15 protein-coding genes are annotated in these 17,787 nt (G+C 71.4%); 7 read left to right on the top strand and 8 right to left on the bottom strand.

Going from position 1 to position 17,787, the window contains the following annotated elements:
• Positions 1 to 171: 171 nt before the first annotated feature.
• On the top strand, positions 172 to 750 hold the full coding sequence (locus J2X46_RS06585) for a DUF402 domain-containing protein (RefSeq protein ID WP_310248320.1): 579 nt from the start codon (positions 172 to 174) through the stop codon (positions 748 to 750).
• Here J2X46_RS06585 and J2X46_RS06580 read toward each other — a convergent pair.
• On the bottom strand, positions 728 to 2,152 hold the full coding sequence (locus J2X46_RS06580; protein ID WP_310248317.1) for a threonine/serine exporter family protein: 1,425 nt from the start codon (positions 2,150 to 2,152) through the stop codon (positions 728 to 730). The two genes, J2X46_RS06585 and J2X46_RS06580, sit on opposite strands and share 23 nt — an antisense overlap.
• 77 nt (positions 2,153 to 2,229) lie before the next feature.
• On the opposite strand from J2X46_RS06580, the gene J2X46_RS06575 reads away from it, so the two are divergent.
• Positions 2,230 to 3,363, top strand: coding sequence for a glutamate--cysteine ligase (locus J2X46_RS06575; RefSeq protein WP_310248316.1), 1,134 nt, complete (start codon positions 2,230 to 2,232; stop codon positions 3,361 to 3,363).
• Between the two features lie 84 nt (positions 3,364 to 3,447).
• On the top strand, positions 3,448 to 4,866 hold the full coding sequence (locus J2X46_RS06570) for a wax ester/triacylglycerol synthase family O-acyltransferase (protein ID WP_310248313.1): 1,419 nt from the start codon (positions 3,448 to 3,450) through the stop codon (positions 4,864 to 4,866).
• A gap of 94 nt (positions 4,867 to 4,960) precedes the next feature.
• Here J2X46_RS06570 and J2X46_RS06565 read toward each other — a convergent pair whose 3' ends face one another.
• Positions 4,961 to 6,154: a site-specific DNA-methyltransferase gene (locus J2X46_RS06565; protein WP_310248310.1), complete on the bottom strand. Its 1,194-nt coding sequence runs from the start codon at positions 6,152 to 6,154 to the stop codon at positions 4,961 to 4,963.
• An 80-nt stretch (positions 6,155 to 6,234) separates the two neighbouring features.
• On the opposite strand from J2X46_RS06565, the gene J2X46_RS06560 reads away from it, so the two are divergent.
• Entirely contained in the window at positions 6,235 to 7,647 is a 1,413-nt protein-coding gene (locus J2X46_RS06560) for a phosphodiester glycosidase family protein (protein ID WP_310248308.1), read from the top strand.
• An 8-nt stretch (positions 7,648 to 7,655) separates the two neighbouring features.
• Here the strand turns inward: J2X46_RS06560 and J2X46_RS06555 are convergent, their stop codons facing one another.
• Entirely contained in the window at positions 7,656 to 8,258 is a 603-nt protein-coding gene (locus J2X46_RS06555) for a hypothetical protein (protein WP_310248306.1), read from the bottom strand.
• Between the two features lie 93 nt (positions 8,259 to 8,351).
• Here J2X46_RS06555 and J2X46_RS06550 point away from each other — a divergent pair, with 93 nt between their 5' ends.
• Positions 8,352 to 9,350 carry a (p)ppGpp synthetase gene (locus J2X46_RS06550; RefSeq protein WP_310248304.1) on the top strand — a complete coding sequence of 333 codons (999 nt, stop codon included), beginning with the start codon at positions 8,352 to 8,354 and terminating at the stop codon, positions 9,348 to 9,350.
• A 35-nt stretch (positions 9,351 to 9,385) separates the two neighbouring features.
• Positions 9,386 to 10,543 carry an ionic transporter y4hA gene (locus J2X46_RS06545; protein WP_310248302.1) on the top strand — a complete coding sequence of 386 codons (1,158 nt, stop codon included), beginning with the start codon at positions 9,386 to 9,388 and terminating at the stop codon, positions 10,541 to 10,543.
• Between the two features lie 65 nt (positions 10,544 to 10,608).
• Here the strand turns inward: J2X46_RS06545 and J2X46_RS06540 are convergent, their stop codons facing one another.
• From J2X46_RS06540 to J2X46_RS06520, 5 genes are read right to left on the bottom strand one after another with little or no spacing between them, the layout of a single operon-like run.
• Complete coding sequence (locus J2X46_RS06540; RefSeq protein WP_310248298.1) at positions 10,609 to 11,424, bottom strand: ABC transporter substrate-binding protein; 816 nt, start codon at positions 11,422 to 11,424, stop codon at positions 10,609 to 10,611.
• A gap of 3 nt (positions 11,425 to 11,427) precedes the next feature.
• The gene (locus tag J2X46_RS06535) at positions 11,428 to 12,024 is read right to left on the bottom strand and encodes an ATP/GTP-binding protein (protein ID WP_056906137.1); all 597 of its coding nucleotides are present in this window, start codon (positions 12,022 to 12,024) and stop codon (positions 11,428 to 11,430) included.
• Entirely contained in the window at positions 12,005 to 12,373 is a 369-nt protein-coding gene (locus J2X46_RS06530) for a DUF742 domain-containing protein (protein ID WP_310248291.1), read from the bottom strand. Before J2X46_RS06530 ends, J2X46_RS06535 begins: the two co-directional genes overlap by 20 nt.
• 13 nt (positions 12,374 to 12,386) lie before the next feature.
• Positions 12,387 to 12,824 (bottom strand): roadblock/LC7 domain-containing protein, encoded by a 438-nt coding sequence (locus J2X46_RS06525; protein ID WP_310248288.1) that lies wholly within the window; start codon positions 12,822 to 12,824, stop codon positions 12,387 to 12,389.
• Positions 12,821 to 16,255, bottom strand: coding sequence for a sensor histidine kinase (locus J2X46_RS06520; protein WP_310248285.1), 3,435 nt, complete (start codon positions 16,253 to 16,255; stop codon positions 12,821 to 12,823). Before J2X46_RS06520 ends, J2X46_RS06525 begins: the two co-directional genes overlap by 4 nt.
• Positions 16,256 to 16,567: 312 nt before the next feature.
• On the opposite strand from J2X46_RS06520, the gene J2X46_RS06515 reads away from it, so the two are divergent.
• Positions 16,568 to 17,725: an endonuclease gene (locus tag J2X46_RS06515; protein ID WP_310248283.1), complete on the top strand. Its 1,158-nt coding sequence runs from the start codon at positions 16,568 to 16,570 to the stop codon at positions 17,723 to 17,725.
• Positions 17,726 to 17,787: the final 62 nt, after the last annotated feature.

Genomic DNA, 17,787 nt, shown 5'->3' with positions numbered 1-17,787 from the left:
CCCACCACTGACGCGGACCAAGCGCCCGCTCACCACCACTGACGCGGACCAAGCGCCCGCTCACCACCACTGACGCGGACCGAGCGCCCGCTCACCATCGCTGACGCGGACCAAGCGCCCGCTCACCATCGCTGACGCGGACGAAGTGCCCGGTCACCTAGGGTCGGGACCGTGAGCACACACGCACCCGGGACCCCGATCCGCTGCGTGATGTCGAAGTGGGGCGACCGGCCGCACTGGGAGTTCGACGGGATCTACCTCGGGTCGGACGAGCACGGCGAGTGGCTGGGCTTCCCGGCGGGCACCTACAACTCCCGTCCGGGCCACGAGTTCCACTCGCAGGTCGACGCGATCACCCTGGTGCAGCCCGACCGCTGGCACCTGCCGACCTTCCAGGCGCCGGGCATCTGGTGCGACCTCTACGTCGACGTCACCACGCCGGCCGCCTGGGACGGCGACGTCCTGCGCGCGGTCGACCTGGACCTCGACGTGATCCGGCTGCCCGAGGAGCTGCCGCCGGTTCACACGGCGCCGTGGGACACCCCGCCGGTGGGCCCCGGTGAGGTCTACGTCGACGACGAGGACGAGTTCGCCGAGCACCAGGTGGCCTTCGGCTACCCGGTCGAGGTGATCGGCGCCGCGCAGGCCAGCTGCGACGAGCTGGTCGCGGCCGTACGCGCCGCCCTGCCGCCGTACGACGGTGCGCACGCGCGCTGGTTCGCCGAGCTCAGTCGGCTGACGTCCTCCTGAACGCCCGCCGCTCGGCACGCGTCATGGCACGGTAGGGCCCGACGAGGCGCGGCCCGGCGAGCCGGTTCTCCAGCTTGCGCGCCTCACGCTTGAGCGGCTGGGCGACGTACTCCCCCAGGATCACGCCGGAAGCCAGCGCGATGGCGACCGAGATCGCGGTCATCAGCGCGAGGATGCCCTGGGAGACGAGGTAGCCGCCGTCGGCCAGGAACGTCAGGCCGCGGTAGATCGAGAGGCCGGGCAGGAACGGCACGATCGCCGGCACCGCCACCACGAGCGGCGGCACGTGGACCCGCCCGGACGCCGAGTAGGCGACCAGCCCGATGAAGAACGCCGCGGCCGCGGCCCCCATCGTGCGGTCGAAGCCGCCGAGCTCGATCGCCTGCGAGATGAGCGCGGCGACGGCGGTGATCAAGGCGACCGGGAGCACTGCGCGGCGCGGGGCGTAGCAGGCGACGGAGAAGGCCCCAGCCGAGACCGCGGCGCCGGCGAGCAGCGCGACGGCGGCGAGCGGCGTGGAGCCGTCGAGGCGGCCGAGCTGCCCGGGCACGAGCGCGCCCAGCGGGATGCCGAGGCCGTCGGCCAGGGAGATGCCGACCGCGACGCCGGCGATGATGCCGGCGGTGGCCATCATCGCCTCGATCAGGCGGGCGCCGGAGGTGAGGTAGAAGCCGGTCAGGGCGTCCTGCACGGCGCCCATCAGGCCGATCCCGGCGAGCAGCATGATGATGTTGGCGGTCACGACGAGCGACTCGTCGACCTCGATCGGTGTCGCCGCGACCCCGGCCGCCAGGAGCGTCGCGATCACCCCGCCGGCGACCTGGAGGTAGAAGAACGGCAGCCGGCGGCGTGCCATCACCAGCTGCACGCGGTCGATGCACACGGCGGCGAGCGCGGCCACGGCCGACACGACGAGGCCGCCGCCGAGGAAGACGCCGACGCCCGCCGCCATCACGGCCCACGCGACCGTGACGGCCCAGCGCGGGAAGGCGTGGCCGAGCGAGACGATCGTGGCCATGCGGGAGCGGGCGAGGTAGAGGTCGGCCTGGTCGGTGAGCACGTCGCGGACAAGGTGGTCGACGGCGGTGAGGTCCTCGTAGTCGATGTCGCGCTGCCGCACGTGCCGCAGCATCAGCATCGGCACGTCCTCCGGCGAGCGCTGGTAGGTCATCGACAACGCCGTGAACGTCACGTCGATCTCGGCCTGCCGCAGGCCGAAGTGGTCGGCCACGGAGCGCATCGTCGCGGTGACGTCGGCCGCACCCGCGCCCGACGACAGGAGCATCTCGCCGATGCGCAGGCAGAGGTCCATCGTCAGGTGGACCTCGCGGGCCCGCTCGGCCTCCTCCTCGGCCACCCGGGACTCCTCGCCCCCTGGATCCGGCTGCTCGATGTGGTCCACGCCCGACATGGTGGCACCCGGCCCGGTCTCCCCGGCAGGGTGGTCCGCAGGCGCCCGCTCGTCCCTAGAGTTGGACCATGCGCATCGACTTCCACGCCTCGGCCGAGCCCACGCTCGGCGTGGAGTGGGAGCTCGCGCTGGTCGACCCGCACACCCGCGACCTGGTCAACCGCGCCTCCGACCTCGCCGACGTGGCGGCCCAGCGGCTCGAGCAGCCGGAGCGGCTGCACAAGGAGCTGCTGCGCAACACCGTCGAGGTCGTCTCCGGCATCTGCCACACCGTCGGCGAGGCGATGGGCGACCTCACCGGGACGCTCGGCGTGGTGATGGAGGCGGCCGACGAGCTCGGCGTCGACCTGATGGGCGCCGGCGCGCACCCCTTCGCCGACTGGTCGCACCAGCAGCTCACCGAGGGCCACCGCTACGAGGAGCTGATCAACCGCACGCAGTGGTGGGGCCGCCAGATGCTCATCTGGGGCGTCCACGTCCACGTGGGGATGCCCGAGCGCGACCGGGTGATGCCGGTGCTGTCGGGGCTGCTGACGACGTACCCCCACCTCCTCGCTCTCTCCGCCAGCTCGCCCTACTGGGCCGGCACCGACACCGGGTACGCCTCCAACCGGGCGTTGATGTTCCAGCAGCTGCCGACCGCTGGACTGCCGTTCGCCTTCGACACCTGGGAGGCCTTCGAGCGGTGCATCGCCGACCAGACGACGACCGGGATCATCGAGTCGATGGCCGACGTGCGCTGGGACCTCCGGCCCGCGCCCCACCTCGGCACGCTCGAGCACCGGGTCTGCGACGGCGTCTCCGACGTGCGCGAGCTGGCCGCCCTGACCGCGCTCGTGCACTGCCTGGTCGTCGACCTCGACGCCCGCATCGTCGCCGGCGAGCAGCTGCCGACGATGCCGCCGTGGCAGGTGCAGGAGAACAAGTGGCGCGCGGCGCGCTACGGCCTCGACGCGATCGTGATCCTCGACGACCACAACCGCGAGCGGCTCGTCACCGACGACCTCGACGACCTCCTGGAGCGGCTCATGCCCGTGGCGCGCAAGCTCGGCTGCGAGGACGAGCTGCGCTCGGTCGCGGACATCCCGGGCCGGGGCGCGTCGTGCGACCGGCAGCGCCGGGTGGCCGCCACGCACCACGGCGACCTCGTGGCCGTCGTCGACTCGATCGTGGCCGAGCTGCGGACGTCGCTGGGACGCTGAGCACACCGCCCCACCGGCGTGGTGGGGTTGTGGCGGTCGTCACCGGGCGCGAGGATCAGGCCCACTGCTCTTGATGGCTCATGGATGGGAGGACGCGTGGTCAACCCGATCGACCCCACCGCGACCGGATTCCTGCTCGCCGAGAACCGCAACATGCCGATGCACGTCGGCGGCCTCCAGCTCTTCGAGAAGCCCGAGGGCGCAGGACGCAACTACGTCCGCGAGATGTACGAGCAGATGCGCGACGTCGAGGAGATCGCCCCGCTCTTCCTCAAGCACCCGCACCGTTCCGCGCGCACCGCCGGCCAGCTGGTGTGGCAGCCCGACGAACAGTTCGACATCGAGCACCACGTGCGCCACAGCGCGCTGCCCAAGCCCGGCCGCATCCGCGAGCTGCTCGAGCTCTGCTCGCGGCTGCACAGCACCCGCCTGGCGTGGGAGCGGCCGCTGTGGGAGGCGACGGTCATCGAGGGGCTCCGCGACGGCCGCGTCGCGATGTACACCAAGACCCACCACGCGCTCGTCGACGGCGTCTCCGCGATGCGGCTGCTCGCCAGCGTGCTGTCCACCGACCCCGACGAGCGCAACATGCCCGCCCCGTGGGCGATGCGTCCGCGCAAGCCGCGCGAGCCCGAGCCCACCGACGGCGGTGCCTCGCTCTCCGACGTCTCCGCCACCACGGTGCGTACGGCGCTCGCGCTGGCGTCCGAGGCCGCCGGCATGCCCGGCGCGCTGATCCGCACCCTCAACAAGTCGGTCCGCAACGAGACCTCCGCGCTGTCGCTCTACGCGCCGCGCACGATGCTCAACCAGAACATCACCGGCTCGCGCCGCTTCGCCGCGCAGGACTGGCCGGTCGAGCGGCTGCGCGCCGTCGGCAAGTCCACCGGAACCACGATCAACGACGTCGTGCTGGCGATGGTCAGTGGCGCGATGCGCACCTACCTGCTCGACCTCGACGCGCTGCCCGAGTCGACGCTGATCTCGATGGTGCCGGTCGGCCTCAACGCCAAGCAGTCGCAGCTCGCCTCCGCCGACGGCGGCAACGCGGTCGGCTCCGTCATGGTCCAGCTCGGCACCCACCTCCCCGACCCGGCCGACCGGCTCTCGGCGATCCACCGCTCGATGAAGGACGGCAAGGAGAGCCTGTCCGCGATGACCCCGGCGCAGATCCTGGCGATGAGCGCGCTCGGCCAGGCGCCGGCGATCCTCGGCCCGATCTTCCGGATGCAGGGCATCGTGCGACCGCCGTACAACCTCGTCGTCAGCAACGTCCCCGGCCCCCGCACCACCCACTACTGGAACGGCGCCAAGCTCACCGGCACCTATCCCCTCTCGATCCCGATCAACGGGATGGCGCTCAACATCACCTGCACGTCGTACGACGGCAAGATGTGCTTCGGCCTCACCGGCTGCCGCCGCACCGTCCCCCACCTCCAGGTCCTCCTCCAGTACCTCGACGACGAGCTCAAGGCGCTCGAGAAGGCCGCCGGCGCCGCCTAGGTGGTCGAGTAGCCCGCGAGCGCCAGCGAGCAGGGCGTATCGAGACCCTCGTCCGATCGGGGGTCTCGATACGCCTCGCTCGTTCCTCGCTCGGCTACTCGACCACCTGTAAGCCTCCGCCGAGCTGGTCGGCGACGGCCCGGAGGCGGGCGCGGGTGATGTCGGCGACGGTGGGGAGGCCCGCGAGCTGGGCGTTGGAGCCGGCGCGGGTGGGCTCGGTGGAGTTGATGCTGATGCAGTGGCGGGTGCCGCCGTCGGCGAGGTTGGCCAGCGCGACGGCGTGGCCCGTGGTGCCGCTGCCGGCGAACGGATCCAGTACGACGACGTCGTCGGGCAGGGTCGCGAGGATGCGGCGGACCAGGCCGGTGGGCTTCGGCGACTCGAAGACGTGGCCGAGGAGCGCCTTGAGCTCGGCGACCGCGGTGTCGGTGGACCCGATCTCCGCCGAGAGCCAGATCGTGCGGAGCTTCTTGCGGCGACCGCCCTCGCGGTGCAGCCAGTCACGCTGGAAGATGTCGGCGCGCTCGCCGTGGCGGCCGCGGATCACCCGGCACTCGAGGTCGTCGGGACGCTCGTCGATGCGCGGCCGCGACCAGCGCCAGACTGCCGGCCGCCCGTCGCCGAAGACGGGGGTGAGCGCCTGGCTGCCGGGGAACTCGGTGGTCGCGACCCGCCCGCTCACCGGGTCGCCGTACAGCGGGAAGTGCAGCGTCGGCGCCGTCAGCGGGTTGAACTTCTTGTTGGTGTTGCGCAGCGGGAGGTAGCGGAAGCGGCGCCCGTCGTCGGTGCTCAGCGGGAAGTCCGCCTCGTCGACCGACTCGTGCGTGCTCGCGTCGACCGCACAGAGCGCGAGGTCGCGGGCGTACGCCAGGACGTACTCGTGGCTCGTCGCGAACCCACGCCCGAGCTGGCGGCCCTTGGGGTTGAGGTTGACCACGACCTGGGCGAGGAAGTTGGCCTCGCCGAAGACCTCGTCCATCAGCAGCCGCAGGTGCGCGGCCTCGTTGTCGTCGATCGAGACGAAGATCGCGCCGTGCGGTGCCAGCACCTCACGTATCGCCTCGAGCCGCGGCCGCATCATCGCCGTCCAGGCAGCGTGCCGCCGCGCATAGGGGTCGGCGTGGGAGCCGTCGCGGAAGCGGTCGACGTAGGCGAAGTCGTTGCCGGTGTTGTACGGCGGATCGGTGTAGACCACGTCGACCGAACCGGGCGCCAGCCGGGGCAGCACGTCGAGGTTGTCGCCCGCGTGGAAGGTGTTCCAGACGGGTGCGGGAGGCTCGGCGGGCACGACGCGAAGCCTAGGACGTCCACCGACCGGTCGGTCCCAATATTCCCACCAGTCCCAGTGCGTCATTTACTGTGGAGCGCGTGCTTGCCAACGCCTTCCACCTCAAGCCCACCAAGCTGACCCGTCAGCGACTCCTCACCACCGCCACCGCGGGGGTGCTGATCGCCGGTCTCGGCGTCGGCCCGTCGGTCGCCGACGACGGCGGCTCGACGGCGGCGGGCACCTCCGGGAAGGCCGCCGCCTCGACCACGGGCGGCTACCGCGGGCGCAACCAGACCTCCGACGGCAAGCCGGGCATCGTGGTCGGCCCCGAGGTGCACCTCCGCGGCAAGGCCCAGGTCAAGAACGACGTGACCTACGAGATCGCGCCCGGCATCCAGCTGCGCGAGTGGGACCAGGTCGACGGCCGCCAGCCGGTCGGGCAGGTGCGGATGAACCTCGTGACGGTCAGCCTCGACGCCCCCAACATCTCCTTCGAGGAGCTGTCCCCGACCTACGTCACCAGCCGCAAGAAGGTCAGCGAGTTCGGCGCCTGGAACGGCGCGCTGACCGCGGTCAACGGCGACTTCTTCGACATCGGCCAGACCGACTCCCCGCTGGGCGTCACCATCAACCGCGCCCGCGGCATCCTCGGCGGCTCGCGCGACGGCTGGATCCCCGGCGTGAACTCCACGCTGTGGTTCGACGACGCCGGCCCGCACATCAGCCCGCTGAGCCTGCAGTACCAGATCCGCCAGCGGAAGGCGTGGAAGGTCAGCGGCCTCAACCACCCCGCGATCCCGGCCGGCGAGATCGGCATCTTCACCTCCGACTGGCACCGCACCCAGGGCTACAAGGTCACCTCCGGCAAGAAGCGGGCCCGCGAGGTCATCGTCCGCAAGAACAAGGTCATCTCCAACAAGCCCAAGCTGTCGAGCGGCAAGAAGATCGGGAAGAAGGACCGCGTGCTGATCGGCACCGGAACCGCCGCCGGCAAGCTCAAGAACCTCAAGAAGGGCAAGCGCATCACGATCTCGAAGAAGATCGTGGGCGGCCGCCCGAAGCTCGCCGTCAGCGGCGACCGGCCGCTGCTGGTCAACGGCGTGCGCACCGTCATCAACAACACCATCGCCCACCCGCGTACGGCGGTGGGCATCGACGCCGACGGTCGCAAGCTGCTCATCCTCGTGGTCGACGGCCGCTCGGCGGTCAGCCGCGGCTACACGATGGTCGAGCTCGCCGACATGATGACCGCGCTCGGCGCGGAGAACGCCATCAACTTCGACGGCGGCGGCTCCTCGGCGATGTACTCCCGCAACGCCACCGGCGCGATGGGCATCGTCAACGAGCCCTCCGACGGCAACGAGCGGCTCGTGGCCAACGCGTTCGGCGTGGTCTACAACGGCGAGCTGCCGCCGGTGGTGCCGATCCTGCCCCCGACGCCGACCCCCACGACGCCGGTTCCCACCACGCCGACGCCGACGGTCCCGCCGACCACGACGCCGACGCCGTAGCCGACCCCTCAGGCGTCGGGCGCGGCGAAGACGACCACGTAGGTCATCGGCGCCAGGCACTCCTTGTTGGTCTTCGGGATCTTCGGGAGGACCTGGAAGCCCGCCTCACCCGCGTCGATGGCGACCGACCGCGGGCCCTCGCAGCCGATGGCCACCGTGGCTGCGTACGTCGTCGCGCCGGGCGCCTGCTGCTCGGTGGCCGTCTGCGTGACGACGTCGGCGAAGGCGGGCTCGAACTGCGAGGCGAAGTCGGCCTTGGCCTGGTCGGTGTCGAGCGCGAAGGCCATCTCCGAGACCGACCCGCCGACCTCCGTGCCGCTGAGCACGACCGCCTCGGTGACGCCGACCGAGCCGGTCGCCGAGATCGAGGCACCCGACGCGGAGTCGCTGTCGGGCTCGGGCGACTCCTCGGTGGGCGTCTCGGTCGGCGTCTCGCTCGACTCGTCGGGCGAGGGGCTCGAGGACGAGGCCGCCGGGTCGTTCGCGGTGGTGTCGCCGCCGTCGTCGTCGCCGCAGGCCGCGAGCGTCGTCGCCAGGGCGATCCCGGTGACGAGGGCGGCGAGGGAGCGGGTGTGGGTGCGTGCGCCCGAGAGACGCGGTGAGGTCTTCATGGTGATCCGACGATAGCCAACCCCGGACGGCTCCCCGGGCAGGCGCGGCGCTCCGGGTGGCCGACGCCGTACGGGCACTGGCAGGCTGACGCCATGACCCAGCAGGAGCACGCGCAGGAGCCGGTCCGCGGGGCCGTGCGCGCGTACGCCGCCCGCCAGCCGCAGCTCAGCGCGGCCACCGCCGGCTACGTCGAGCTCATCCGCACCCTGCTCGACGACGCCGGCATCGACTACCTCAGCGTCACCGGCCGCACCAAGAGCGTTGCCTCGTTCGCCGCGAAGGCCAACCGCGCCGAGGGCGACGGCCCGCTCTACCCCGACCCCCTGGAGCAGATCACCGACCAGATCGGCGTCCGCGTCATCACCTACGTCCACAGCGACGTCGCCGCAGTGGCCGACCTGCTGGCCGACGAGCTCACCCTGCTCGACGACCGCGACCTCGGCGAGGAGACCGCCCGGTCGGGACGCTTCGGCTACGCCAGCCGCCACCTGCTCGTGCAGGTCCACGACGACGGCCAGCACGACGACCTCGCGGCCCACCGGGCCAGCGTGCAGGTGCGCACGGTCCTGCAGCACGCGTGGGCCGAGTTCGAGCACGACATCCGCTACAAGGGCAACGTCCCCGACGACGCCGCCGCCGACCTCGACCGCCGCTTCACCCTGGCCGCCGGGCTGATCGAGCTGGCCGACCGCGAGTTCGCGACCATCCGCGAGCGGATCCAGGCCGCGGCGCCGGGCAGCACCACCGAGGCCGAGGCCGACCACATCGTCGGTCAGGAGCTCGCCACCTTCCTCGCCGGCCACTACAGCGACGCCGGCTGGTCGCACACCGACCACTACGACTGGATCGCCGACCTGCTCGCCCAGCTCGGCATCGACACGATCGACGACCTCGACGACCTGCTCACCTCCGTCGACGCCGACGCGGTGATCCGCCGGATGGGCTACCGCTACCCCGCCGGTGCCGTACGACGCCTCGACGACGCGTTGCTCGCGATCTTCGGGGAGCAGTACGTCACCCTCGAGGGCAACAGCCACCGGGTCCCCAAGCTGCGGGCCCGGCTGGAGAAGCTCACGACGCCGGAGACCTGAGAACCGTCCTCAGGCGCGACCCCTAGGGTTTCCCCATGAGCCGCCCTTCTTGGACGACTGTCACCCCCCTCCTCGCCCTTGCGGCCCTCGTGCCCGCATGGTTCGCGCACCCCGAGGGGATCGTGCTGGGCGTGCTCGCGATCCTGCTGGTGGGCGCTGTGCTCGCCGCCGTGCACCACGCCGAGGTCGTCGCCCACCGCGTCGGCGAGCCCTACGGCTCACTGGTCCTGGCGATCGCGGTGACGATCATCGAGGTCGGGCTCATCGTCACCTTGATGGTGACCACCGACAAGGACACCTCCGGGCTGGCCCGTGACACGGTCTTCGCGGCCGTGATGATCACCGTCAACGGCATCGTCGGCATCTCGCTGCTGGTCGGCGCGCTCAAGCACCACCTCGCGGTCTTCAACCCCGAGGGCACCGGCGCCGCACTGGCGACGGTGATCGCGCTCGCCGTGCTGTGCCTGGTCGTCCCGTCCGTCACGACCTCGCAGCCGGGCCCGGAGTTCACCGGCGCCCAGCTGGCGTTCGCCGCCATCGCCTCGCTCGCGCTCTACGGCATGTTCGTCTTCACGCAGGCGATCCGGCACCGCGACTTCTTCCTGCCGGTCGCGCCGGCGCAGTACACGCCGATCGTCGCGGACGCCGCAGCCCCGGCCGCCGGCGGCTCGGGCACCTCCGGATTCGAGCACGAGCCGGTCGACCTCGACGAGGACGGCCACGCCGACCCGCCGACCGGCAAGGCCGCACTCACCAGCCTCGGGCTGCTCGTGGTCTCGCTCGTGGCCGTCGTCGGCCTCGCCAAGATCGAGTCGCCCGCCATCGAGTCCGGCGTGGCCGCCCTCGGCTTCCCGCACGCCGTCGTCGGCGTCGTCATCGCCCTGCTGGTCCTCGCGCCGGAGACCATCGCTGCCGTCCGGGCCGCCGCCCGCAACCGCGTGCAGGTCAGCCTCAACCTCGCCCTCGGCTCGGCCATGGCCTCGATCGGCCTCACCATCCCGGCCATCGCCGTTGCCTCCATCTGGCTCGACGGGCCGCTCGAGCTCGGGCTCAACCAGCTGCAGACGGTGCTGCTGGTCCTCACGGCCGCGGTCGCGATCCTCACCGTCGTACCGGGCCGGGCGAAGCCGCTCCAGGGCGGGGTCCACCTCGTCCTGCTGGCCGCTTTCCTCTTCCTCACCGTCGCTCCCTGACCGGTCGCGCCCGAAATGCGCCGCGGCCCGGCAGGAGTCCTGCCGGGCCGCGTGCGTGAGCTGGATCAGCCGAAGTACGTGGCGTAGATCTCGTCGTAGGAGCCGTCCTCGTGCATCGTGGCGAGCACGCCGTTGATCGCGCGGAGGAGCGGGATGTTGCCGTCCTTCTTCACCGCCATGCCGTACTGCTCACCGGTGTCGAACTCCTTGGCGAGCTTCAGGCGCGGGTTGTCGGAGACGAACTGGCCGGACACCGTGTTGTCGAGCATCGCGGCGTCGAGCTCGTCGGCGGCCAGCGCGGCCTGCAGGCCCGCCGCGTCGGCGAACGTGACGACCTGGGTGGAGTCCGGTGCGTAGTCGCTCAGGTAGGTCTCGCCCGTGGTGTCCTTCTGCACGCCGACGCGCGTCCCGGCGAGCTCCTCGATGGTGTCGAGGCCCGAGCCGCGAGGCGTGATGAGCGCCTGCTTGGCGTCGAAGTACGGGCTGGAGAAGTCGAGCACACGCGCCCGCTCACCGGTGATGGTCATCGCCGAGATCGCCACGTCGCACACATCGTTGTTGAGCGCGTCGCCCGAGGTGATGTCGTCGAAGGCGGAGTCGATCACGTCGAGGTCGACGTCGAGCTTGTCGGCCACCTTGCGCACCAGGTCGATGTCGAAGCCGACCGGCTTGCCCTTCTCCTCGTACTCGAACGGGGCGTAGGGCGTGTCGGTGCACACGGTGAGCGCGCCGTCGAAGACGAGGTCGACGTCGCTCAGCGCGTCGCCCGACTCGCCGCTGGCGGAGCCGCCACAGGCGCTCAGCGCGGCCATCAGGGCCACGGAGGACAGGGCGGCCGCAGCTGTGCGGGCAGGGCTGAGCCGGCGGATCGAGCGGGTCATGGGTCAGTTCGCATTCACGGTGAGCGACTCACGAAGTCGCATGAGGGCGTATTCGGTGATCTTGACGAGCGCACCCTTGGCCTGCTCGCGGTCACGAGCGTCGAGGCTGATGATCGGCACGTCTGCGGGCAGGGCCAGCGCGGCGGCGATCTCCTCGGCGGGGTAGCGCGGGACGCCGTCGAACTCGTTGACCGCCACGATGAACGGGATGCCCTTGGACTCGAAGTAGTCCAGCGGCGAGAACGACTCGTCGAGGCGGGCCACGTCGACCAGCACGATGGCGCCGATGGCGCCGCGGCACAGGTCGTCCCACATGAACCAGAAGCGGCGCTGGCCGGGCGTGCCGAAGAGGTAGAGCACCAGGTCCTCGGCCAGGGTGAGGCGGCCGAAGTCCATGGCCACCGTGGTGGTGGCCTTGGTGGGCACGGCAGCGAGATCGTCGACGCCCTCGGACTCGTTGGTGACGAGTGCCTCGGTGCGCAGCGGGTCGATCTCCGAGACGGCGCCGACCAGCGTCGACTTGCCGACGCCGAAGCCGCCGGCAATGACGATCTTCGTCGACGCAGCCGCGCGCTGTGCCTTAGTAGTTTCGAAGTCCACGGAGGGTCCTTTCGATGAGCTCGAGACGCTCATCTGTCGACGTCTTCTCGGTGATGGTTGCCTGGATACGGATGAGACCCTGCTCGATCAGGTCGCCCAGCAGCACCCGGGCGACGCCGATCGGCATCTTGGTCAGTGCCGACACCTCGGCAACGGAACGTCTGTCACAGACCTCGAGAACCTGCGCAGCTGAAGGGGTGAGGACGGGCGCCTCTGCACCAGCCTGGAGGCGCAAGGTGGCCTCCATGGGCAGATCGACAGTGGCTGCCGTCCGTCCAGCGGTGATGGTGTACGACCGGATGAGGCGGGGCCGGTAGGCCTCGTCCTCCGGCTCGATGGGCGGCGTCACGGCGCTGGTCCGGTCAGCCGCCCGTACCGACGCGGGCCTGGGCCTCGACGGTACGTCCTACGCGGTCGACCAGCAGCGCCATCTCGTAGCCCACCTGGCCGATGTCGGCCTCCTCGGTGGTGAGCACGGTGAGGTTGGACCCGTCACCGACGCTCATGAGCATGAGGAAGCCCATCTCCATCTCGACGATGGTCTGCATCACCGAGCCGCCCTCGAAGAGGCGGGCGGCGCCGACCGCGAGGCTGGCCAGACCGGAGGAGACGGCCGCGACCTGCTCGGCGCGCTCACCCGGGATGCTGGTGCTCGACGCCATGAGGAGGCCGTCGGCGGACACGAGGATGGCGTGAGCGGCGTCGGGCACCTCCTCGACGAAGCGCGACATCACCCAGTCGAGGTCACGGTCGTCGCCAGCGGGGGCGCTGGCGGTGGCTGCGGAGGATTCGTAGGTCATGCGGGGCCTGCTTCCGTGTGCTGTGAGGAACTTTGGGCTGCTCGTCGGCCGCGGGAGACTCCCGCGGTGTGTGCCTGGAGCCGACGACGAATGGCCTCGGGGTCACGCGTCTTGGCTGCCGTGGGCGGGGTAACGCTACCCGGAACGAGACGCTCTCCGGGGGCACGTCGCGGGAGTCCGGTGGGCGTCGACTGGGCGACCGGAGTCTCCTCGGCGACGTGCTCCGCGATCTCCCAGCCGCGGTCGACCTCGGTCTGGTGCCACTCGCCCTCGCCCGCGCTGGCGAGCCAGCCCGAGCGCATCGACTTGAAGATGGGCGAGTCGCCGCCGGCACGGGCCGGCTCGGCTCCGCGGGACGGCAGACCGTTGAGGCCGGGCAGCTCGCTCGACTCGTCGACGAAGGGGTCGGCGACCGGGAACGCAGCTGCCAGCGAGGACGGCGCGGCGACCCCGACGGGCTCCGGCACCGACTCCTGGACCGGCTCGTGGACGGACTCGGCGACCGGCTCGGCGACGGGCTCTGCGACGGGCTCGTCGACGAAGGGGTCCACGACCGGGAACGCCTCGGCGGCGGGCTCCTCGGCGGCGGGCTCCTCGGCGGCGGGCTCCTCGAAGGCGGGCTCCTCGACGACGGGCTCCTCGACCGGGACGTCCGCTGCGACAGGCGCCTCGGGCTCGACCTCGGGCTCGGGCTGGCGGACCGGCGAGTCGAGGCCCAGCGGGTCGCTGGCGTCGAACTCGACCTCGCCCTCCTCGGGCCCGAGCTCCGCGATGGGCTCCGCCTCGGGCTCCGGCTCGGCCTCGGGCTCCGGCTCGGCCTCGGGCTCCGGCTCGGCCTCGGCGACCGGCGCCTCGACCTCGACCTCGGGCTCGACCTGCTCCTCGACCTGCTCCTCGACCTGGTCCCGGTCGTCGGCGAAGGCGTCGACCGGCAGCGGGTCGCTCAGCGGGTCGCTCAGCGGGTCATGGGCACGTACGGCCGGGGCAGCGGCCTCCTCGGAGGCGCGAGCCTCCTCCTCGGCCTGGGCGCGCTGGCGGGAGGCCAGGGCGGTGATCGGGACGACCGGGGCAACCTTCTCGACCACGGCCGGCTCGACCGGGGCCTCGGGGGTCGCAGGGGTCTCGGCGACCTCGGGGGCGACCTCGGCGGCAGGCGCCTCGACGCTCTCCGCGGCCGGCTCGGCGGGCTCCTCGGCAGCGGCCGGGGTCTCCGAGCGCTTGCCGAAGAGCGGGCCTGTGGCACCGGAGGTCTCCGGCGGCAGGAACGCGTCGGCACCCGTGCGGGGCATGTTGGCCCCGGGCTCGCGGCGCGGCAGCAGGCTCTCGAGCGAGGGACGGTCCGGGGTCGGCTCGGCAACGGCCTCGGGCGCGTCGGTCTCGACCAGCGGCTCGAGGTCGGCCTCACGCTTCGCCTCGCGCTTGGCGGCCTTCGCCTCGGCGTTCGCCGCCTTCTCGGCGGCCTTGGCCTCGGCCTTCTCCGCACGCGAGAGCTTGCGCGAGTCGCGCTTGGAGTCGCCCGTGACGACAGCGGTGTCGAGCGTCTCGGTCTCCACGACCGGGCTCGCCGCGACCTCGGCGACCGCCGGGGCAGCCGAGACGGCCGGAGCGGTCTGCGGGAGCTCGGGCAGGACCGCGGGGGGCAGGACGACCGAGGCCGTCATGCCGCCGCCCGGGTTGCGGGAGAGCGTGGCGACGATGCCGTGGCGCTCGGCCAGGCGGGAGACCACGAACAGGCCCATGCGACGGGCGGTGTCGGGCGTCGCCTCGGCACCGTGCTGCAGGTCGCGGTTGAGCTGCTCGAGCTCGGCCGGCGGCACACCCAGTCCGGAGTCGGTGATCGTGATGGTCACGCCGTCGGCGCCGAGCTTGGCGGCGAGTCGGACCGGCTCGGCCGGAGGCGAGTAGGTCAGCGCGTTGTCGACGAGCTCGGTGAGCAGGTGGACCACGTCGGCCGCAGCGTCGTCGCCGACGCGGGTGCCGAGGTGGGACAGGATCTGCACGCGCTGGTAGTCCTGCACGCCCGAGGTCGCGGCCTGGAGGGCCTCGCCGACCGTGAGGCTGAACTGGCCGGCGGCACGGTTCGGGGCGTCGGCCAGGATGAGCAGCGAGTCGGCCGTACGACGCATGCGCGAGGCCAGGTGGTCGAGGCGGAACAGCGACTCGAGGCGCTTGGGGTCCTCTTCGTCGTGCTCGAGGCGCTCGATCTGGGCCAGCTGCTGGTTGACCAGCGAGTTGGACCGGCGCGAGAGCGTCACGAACATCGCGTTGACGGTCTGGCGGAGCTGGGCCTCGCCGGAGGCGAGGTGGATGGCCTGGCGGTGGAGGTCGTCGACCGCACGGGCGACCTGGCCGATCTCCTCGTTGGTGGTGACGTCGATCGTCTTGATCGGCTCGGGCTCCTGGCCGGCGCGGATCCGGGCGACGGCGTCGGGCAGGCGGTGGCGGGCCACGGCGAGCGCGCCCTCGCGCACCCGGTTGATGGGATCGAGGAGGCTGCGGGCGATGGCGAAGGCGATGAAGATCGCGGCGCCGAGCGCGAGGAGCGTCAGGGCCGCACCGACGAGCGCGTTGCGGCGAGCGACGGAGGCCGCGTCGTTGAGGGACTTGGTGACACCGCTGATGAGCTTCTGGGTGATCTCGTCGTAGGGGGCGTAGGCGTCGCGGCCGTCGAGGTTGGTGGCGGCGTCGTCGCGGATCTGCCCGGCGTGGCGGGTGTTCTGCGTACGGAGGGCGGCCGTCTGCTCCTCGGCGCCCTCGACCGAACCGGCGAGACGGTCGATGGCCGCCGCCTCCACGCCGATCTCCGAGAAGAGCTCCTGCGAGCTGGACTGGGCCAGCGTGGTGGCGACGAAGCCCTGCTGCATCGCGAGCGAGAGGCGACCGCTCATCGCCTGGGACAGCTGCTCCAGACGCGGCTCGGGCGTCTCCTGGGCGGCGTTCACGCTGGTGATGAGCTGGGAGACGCTGGACTCGAGCTGGCGGACCAGGGCGATCCAGGTGGCGGGGCCGAGGTCCTCGGCGCCCTCGCCGCGGATGGCCTGGCTGAGGTCGAGGAGCGCGTTGACGTGCGCGGCCTGTACGTCGTTGAGGTCGGCGCTGTCGCGGACCTGGGTCAGCGTCTCCGCGTTGGTCGTGATGTCGTCGATCGCGTCGATCAGGTCGCCCTGGCTGGCGGCGCTGTCGGACTGGGCGGCCACCATCGCGGCCTCGGAGGCAGTCAGGTAGTCGACGGCGGGCTGGATGATCGTGACCTGCTTGGCGCTGCTGGCAGCGTTGCGCGAGTCAGCCACGTCGTTGCTCACCCGGAGGCCACCGAGGGTGGCGGCGAGCAGCAGCGGGATCGCCAGGGCCAGAGCCATCTTGCGGCTCAGTGGCCATCCGGCGACCGAGAAACCCGCCTCCCGGCGGGTCTTGGCTGCGTCCTGAGTCATGTGTGCCTCGCGATACGTGAGCGATTCGACGACGAAACGTTGGTCCCCGGGGGACCGGAGCAGACTCAACCTAAAGAGTCGGGCGACATTCCGTGGCGTTTTCGCAGAACTGGTGAAGGGGGGGTGTATGGGCCGTTGCGAACGCCCACCTGAGCGTCAGGAGTGTCCCACCTGTACCAGCCGCACCACCAGACCTGATTTCCAGGGTGCACGGAGGGTCTGGAGTGACGCGGGTGAACACCGCGCGGCGCTCCGGCGACAACCGCCCACCTCTCTTCCGCCGGCGCCGATGTTCGGGCAGGCTCACCTGCCATGACCCTTCATCTCGGGAAGGGCCGCTCACTCGCGGCTGCCCTTGTCACCTCCCTCGTCCTGCTCGTCCTCCCCACGGCCACCACCCCGGCCACGGCGGCGAGCCCGCTCACCGTCAGCCAGGCCATCGGCCAGCAGACCGGTGCGACGCAGACCGTGCGCGGCTACGTCGTCGGCCAGCCGACGGCCACCAGCACCGTCGTACGCTCCGGGTTCCCCAACGACTACGCGCTCGCGATCGCCGACTCGGCGTCGCAGACGAGCACCTCGTCGATGCTCTACGTCCAGATCCCCTCCGCCTTCCGGGCGCAGTGGGGCCTCAAGTCGAACCCGTCGCTGATGGGCAAGCAGATCGACGTCACGGGCGCGCTGGCGGCGTACTTCTCCCACCCCGGCATGACCGGCACCTCCGCCTTCGCTCTCTCCAGCGGCGGCCCGACCGACCCGCCGCCGACCGGCGGCACCGGTCCGTGGGACAGCACCTACTACGCGCCGGCGATCGGCAAGAGCGGTACGGCGCTCAAGAGTGCGCTGCACGACATCATCGACGACCAGACGAAGCTGTCGTACGACGCCGTGTGGACCGCGCTCCAGGACACCGACCAGGACCCGAACAACACCAGCAACGTCATCGAGCTCTACACCGGCCGCTCGATCGCCAAGACCAGCAACGGCGGCGGCAGCGGCCAGTGGAACCGTGAGCACGTCTTCGCCCAGTCGCGCGGCGGCTTCACCACCAGCGCCGGTCCCGGCACCGACCTGCACCACCTGCGCGCCGAGGACGTGACGGTGAACGGCACCCGCGGCAACAAGGACTTCGACAACGGCGGCTCGGCCGTGTCGGGCTGCAACGACTGCTTCACCGACAGTGACTCCTTCGAGCCGCGCGACGCGGTCAAGGGCGACGTGGCGCGGATGCTGTTCTACATGGCCGTGCGCTACAGCGGCGACGACGGCTTCCAGGACCTCGAGCTGAGCACCGTGTCCGGCAGCCCCGTCCCGCGCATCGGCGACCTCGACATCCTGCTGCAGTGGAACGCCGCCGACCCGGTCGACGCCTTCGAGATGCGCCGCAACGACCGGATCTACTCGCAGTGGCAGCACAACCGCAACCCGTTCATCGACCACCCGGAGTGGGCCGCGTCGATCTGGAACTGAGGTCATTGGAATCCCCGGATATCCGGGGAACCTCCCGCTTTGTAGCCAATGCATTCGCTACA

Source organism: Nocardioides sp. BE266, assembly GCF_031457855.1.
Lineage (GTDB): Bacteria > Actinomycetota > Actinomycetes > Propionibacteriales > Nocardioidaceae > Nocardioides.
Note: the sequence above shows the minus strand (reverse complement) of the source record. Positions and strands in the feature narration are given on the sequence as shown.

What these genes read in the sequence shown, in the direction of transcription:
- J2X46_RS06575 (WP_310248316.1), top strand. Translation starts at nt 2,230, where the DNA reads ATGCGCATCGACTTCCACGCCTCGGCCGAGCCCACGCTCGGCGTGGAG.
- J2X46_RS06570 (WP_310248313.1), top strand. Translation starts at nt 3,448, where the DNA reads ATGGGAGGACGCGTGGTCAACCCGATCGACCCCACCGCGACCGGATTC.
- J2X46_RS06555 (WP_310248306.1), bottom strand. Translation starts at nt 8,258, where the DNA reads ATGAAGACCTCACCGCGTCTCTCGGGCGCACGCACCCACACCCGCTCC.
- J2X46_RS06550 (WP_310248304.1), top strand. Translation starts at nt 8,352, where the DNA reads ATGACCCAGCAGGAGCACGCGCAGGAGCCGGTCCGCGGGGCCGTGCGC.
- J2X46_RS06545 (WP_310248302.1), top strand. Translation starts at nt 9,386, where the DNA reads ATGAGCCGCCCTTCTTGGACGACTGTCACCCCCCTCCTCGCCCTTGCG.
- J2X46_RS06540 (WP_310248298.1), bottom strand. Translation starts at nt 11,424, where the DNA reads ATGACCCGCTCGATCCGCCGGCTCAGCCCTGCCCGCACAGCTGCGGCC.
- J2X46_RS06525 (WP_310248288.1), bottom strand. Translation starts at nt 12,824, where the DNA reads ATGACCTACGAATCCTCCGCAGCCACCGCCAGCGCCCCCGCTGGCGAC.
- J2X46_RS06520 (WP_310248285.1), bottom strand. Translation starts at nt 16,255, where the DNA reads ATGACTCAGGACGCAGCCAAGACCCGCCGGGAGGCGGGTTTCTCGGTC.
- J2X46_RS06515 (WP_310248283.1), top strand. Translation starts at nt 16,568, where the DNA reads ATGACCCTTCATCTCGGGAAGGGCCGCTCACTCGCGGCTGCCCTTGTC.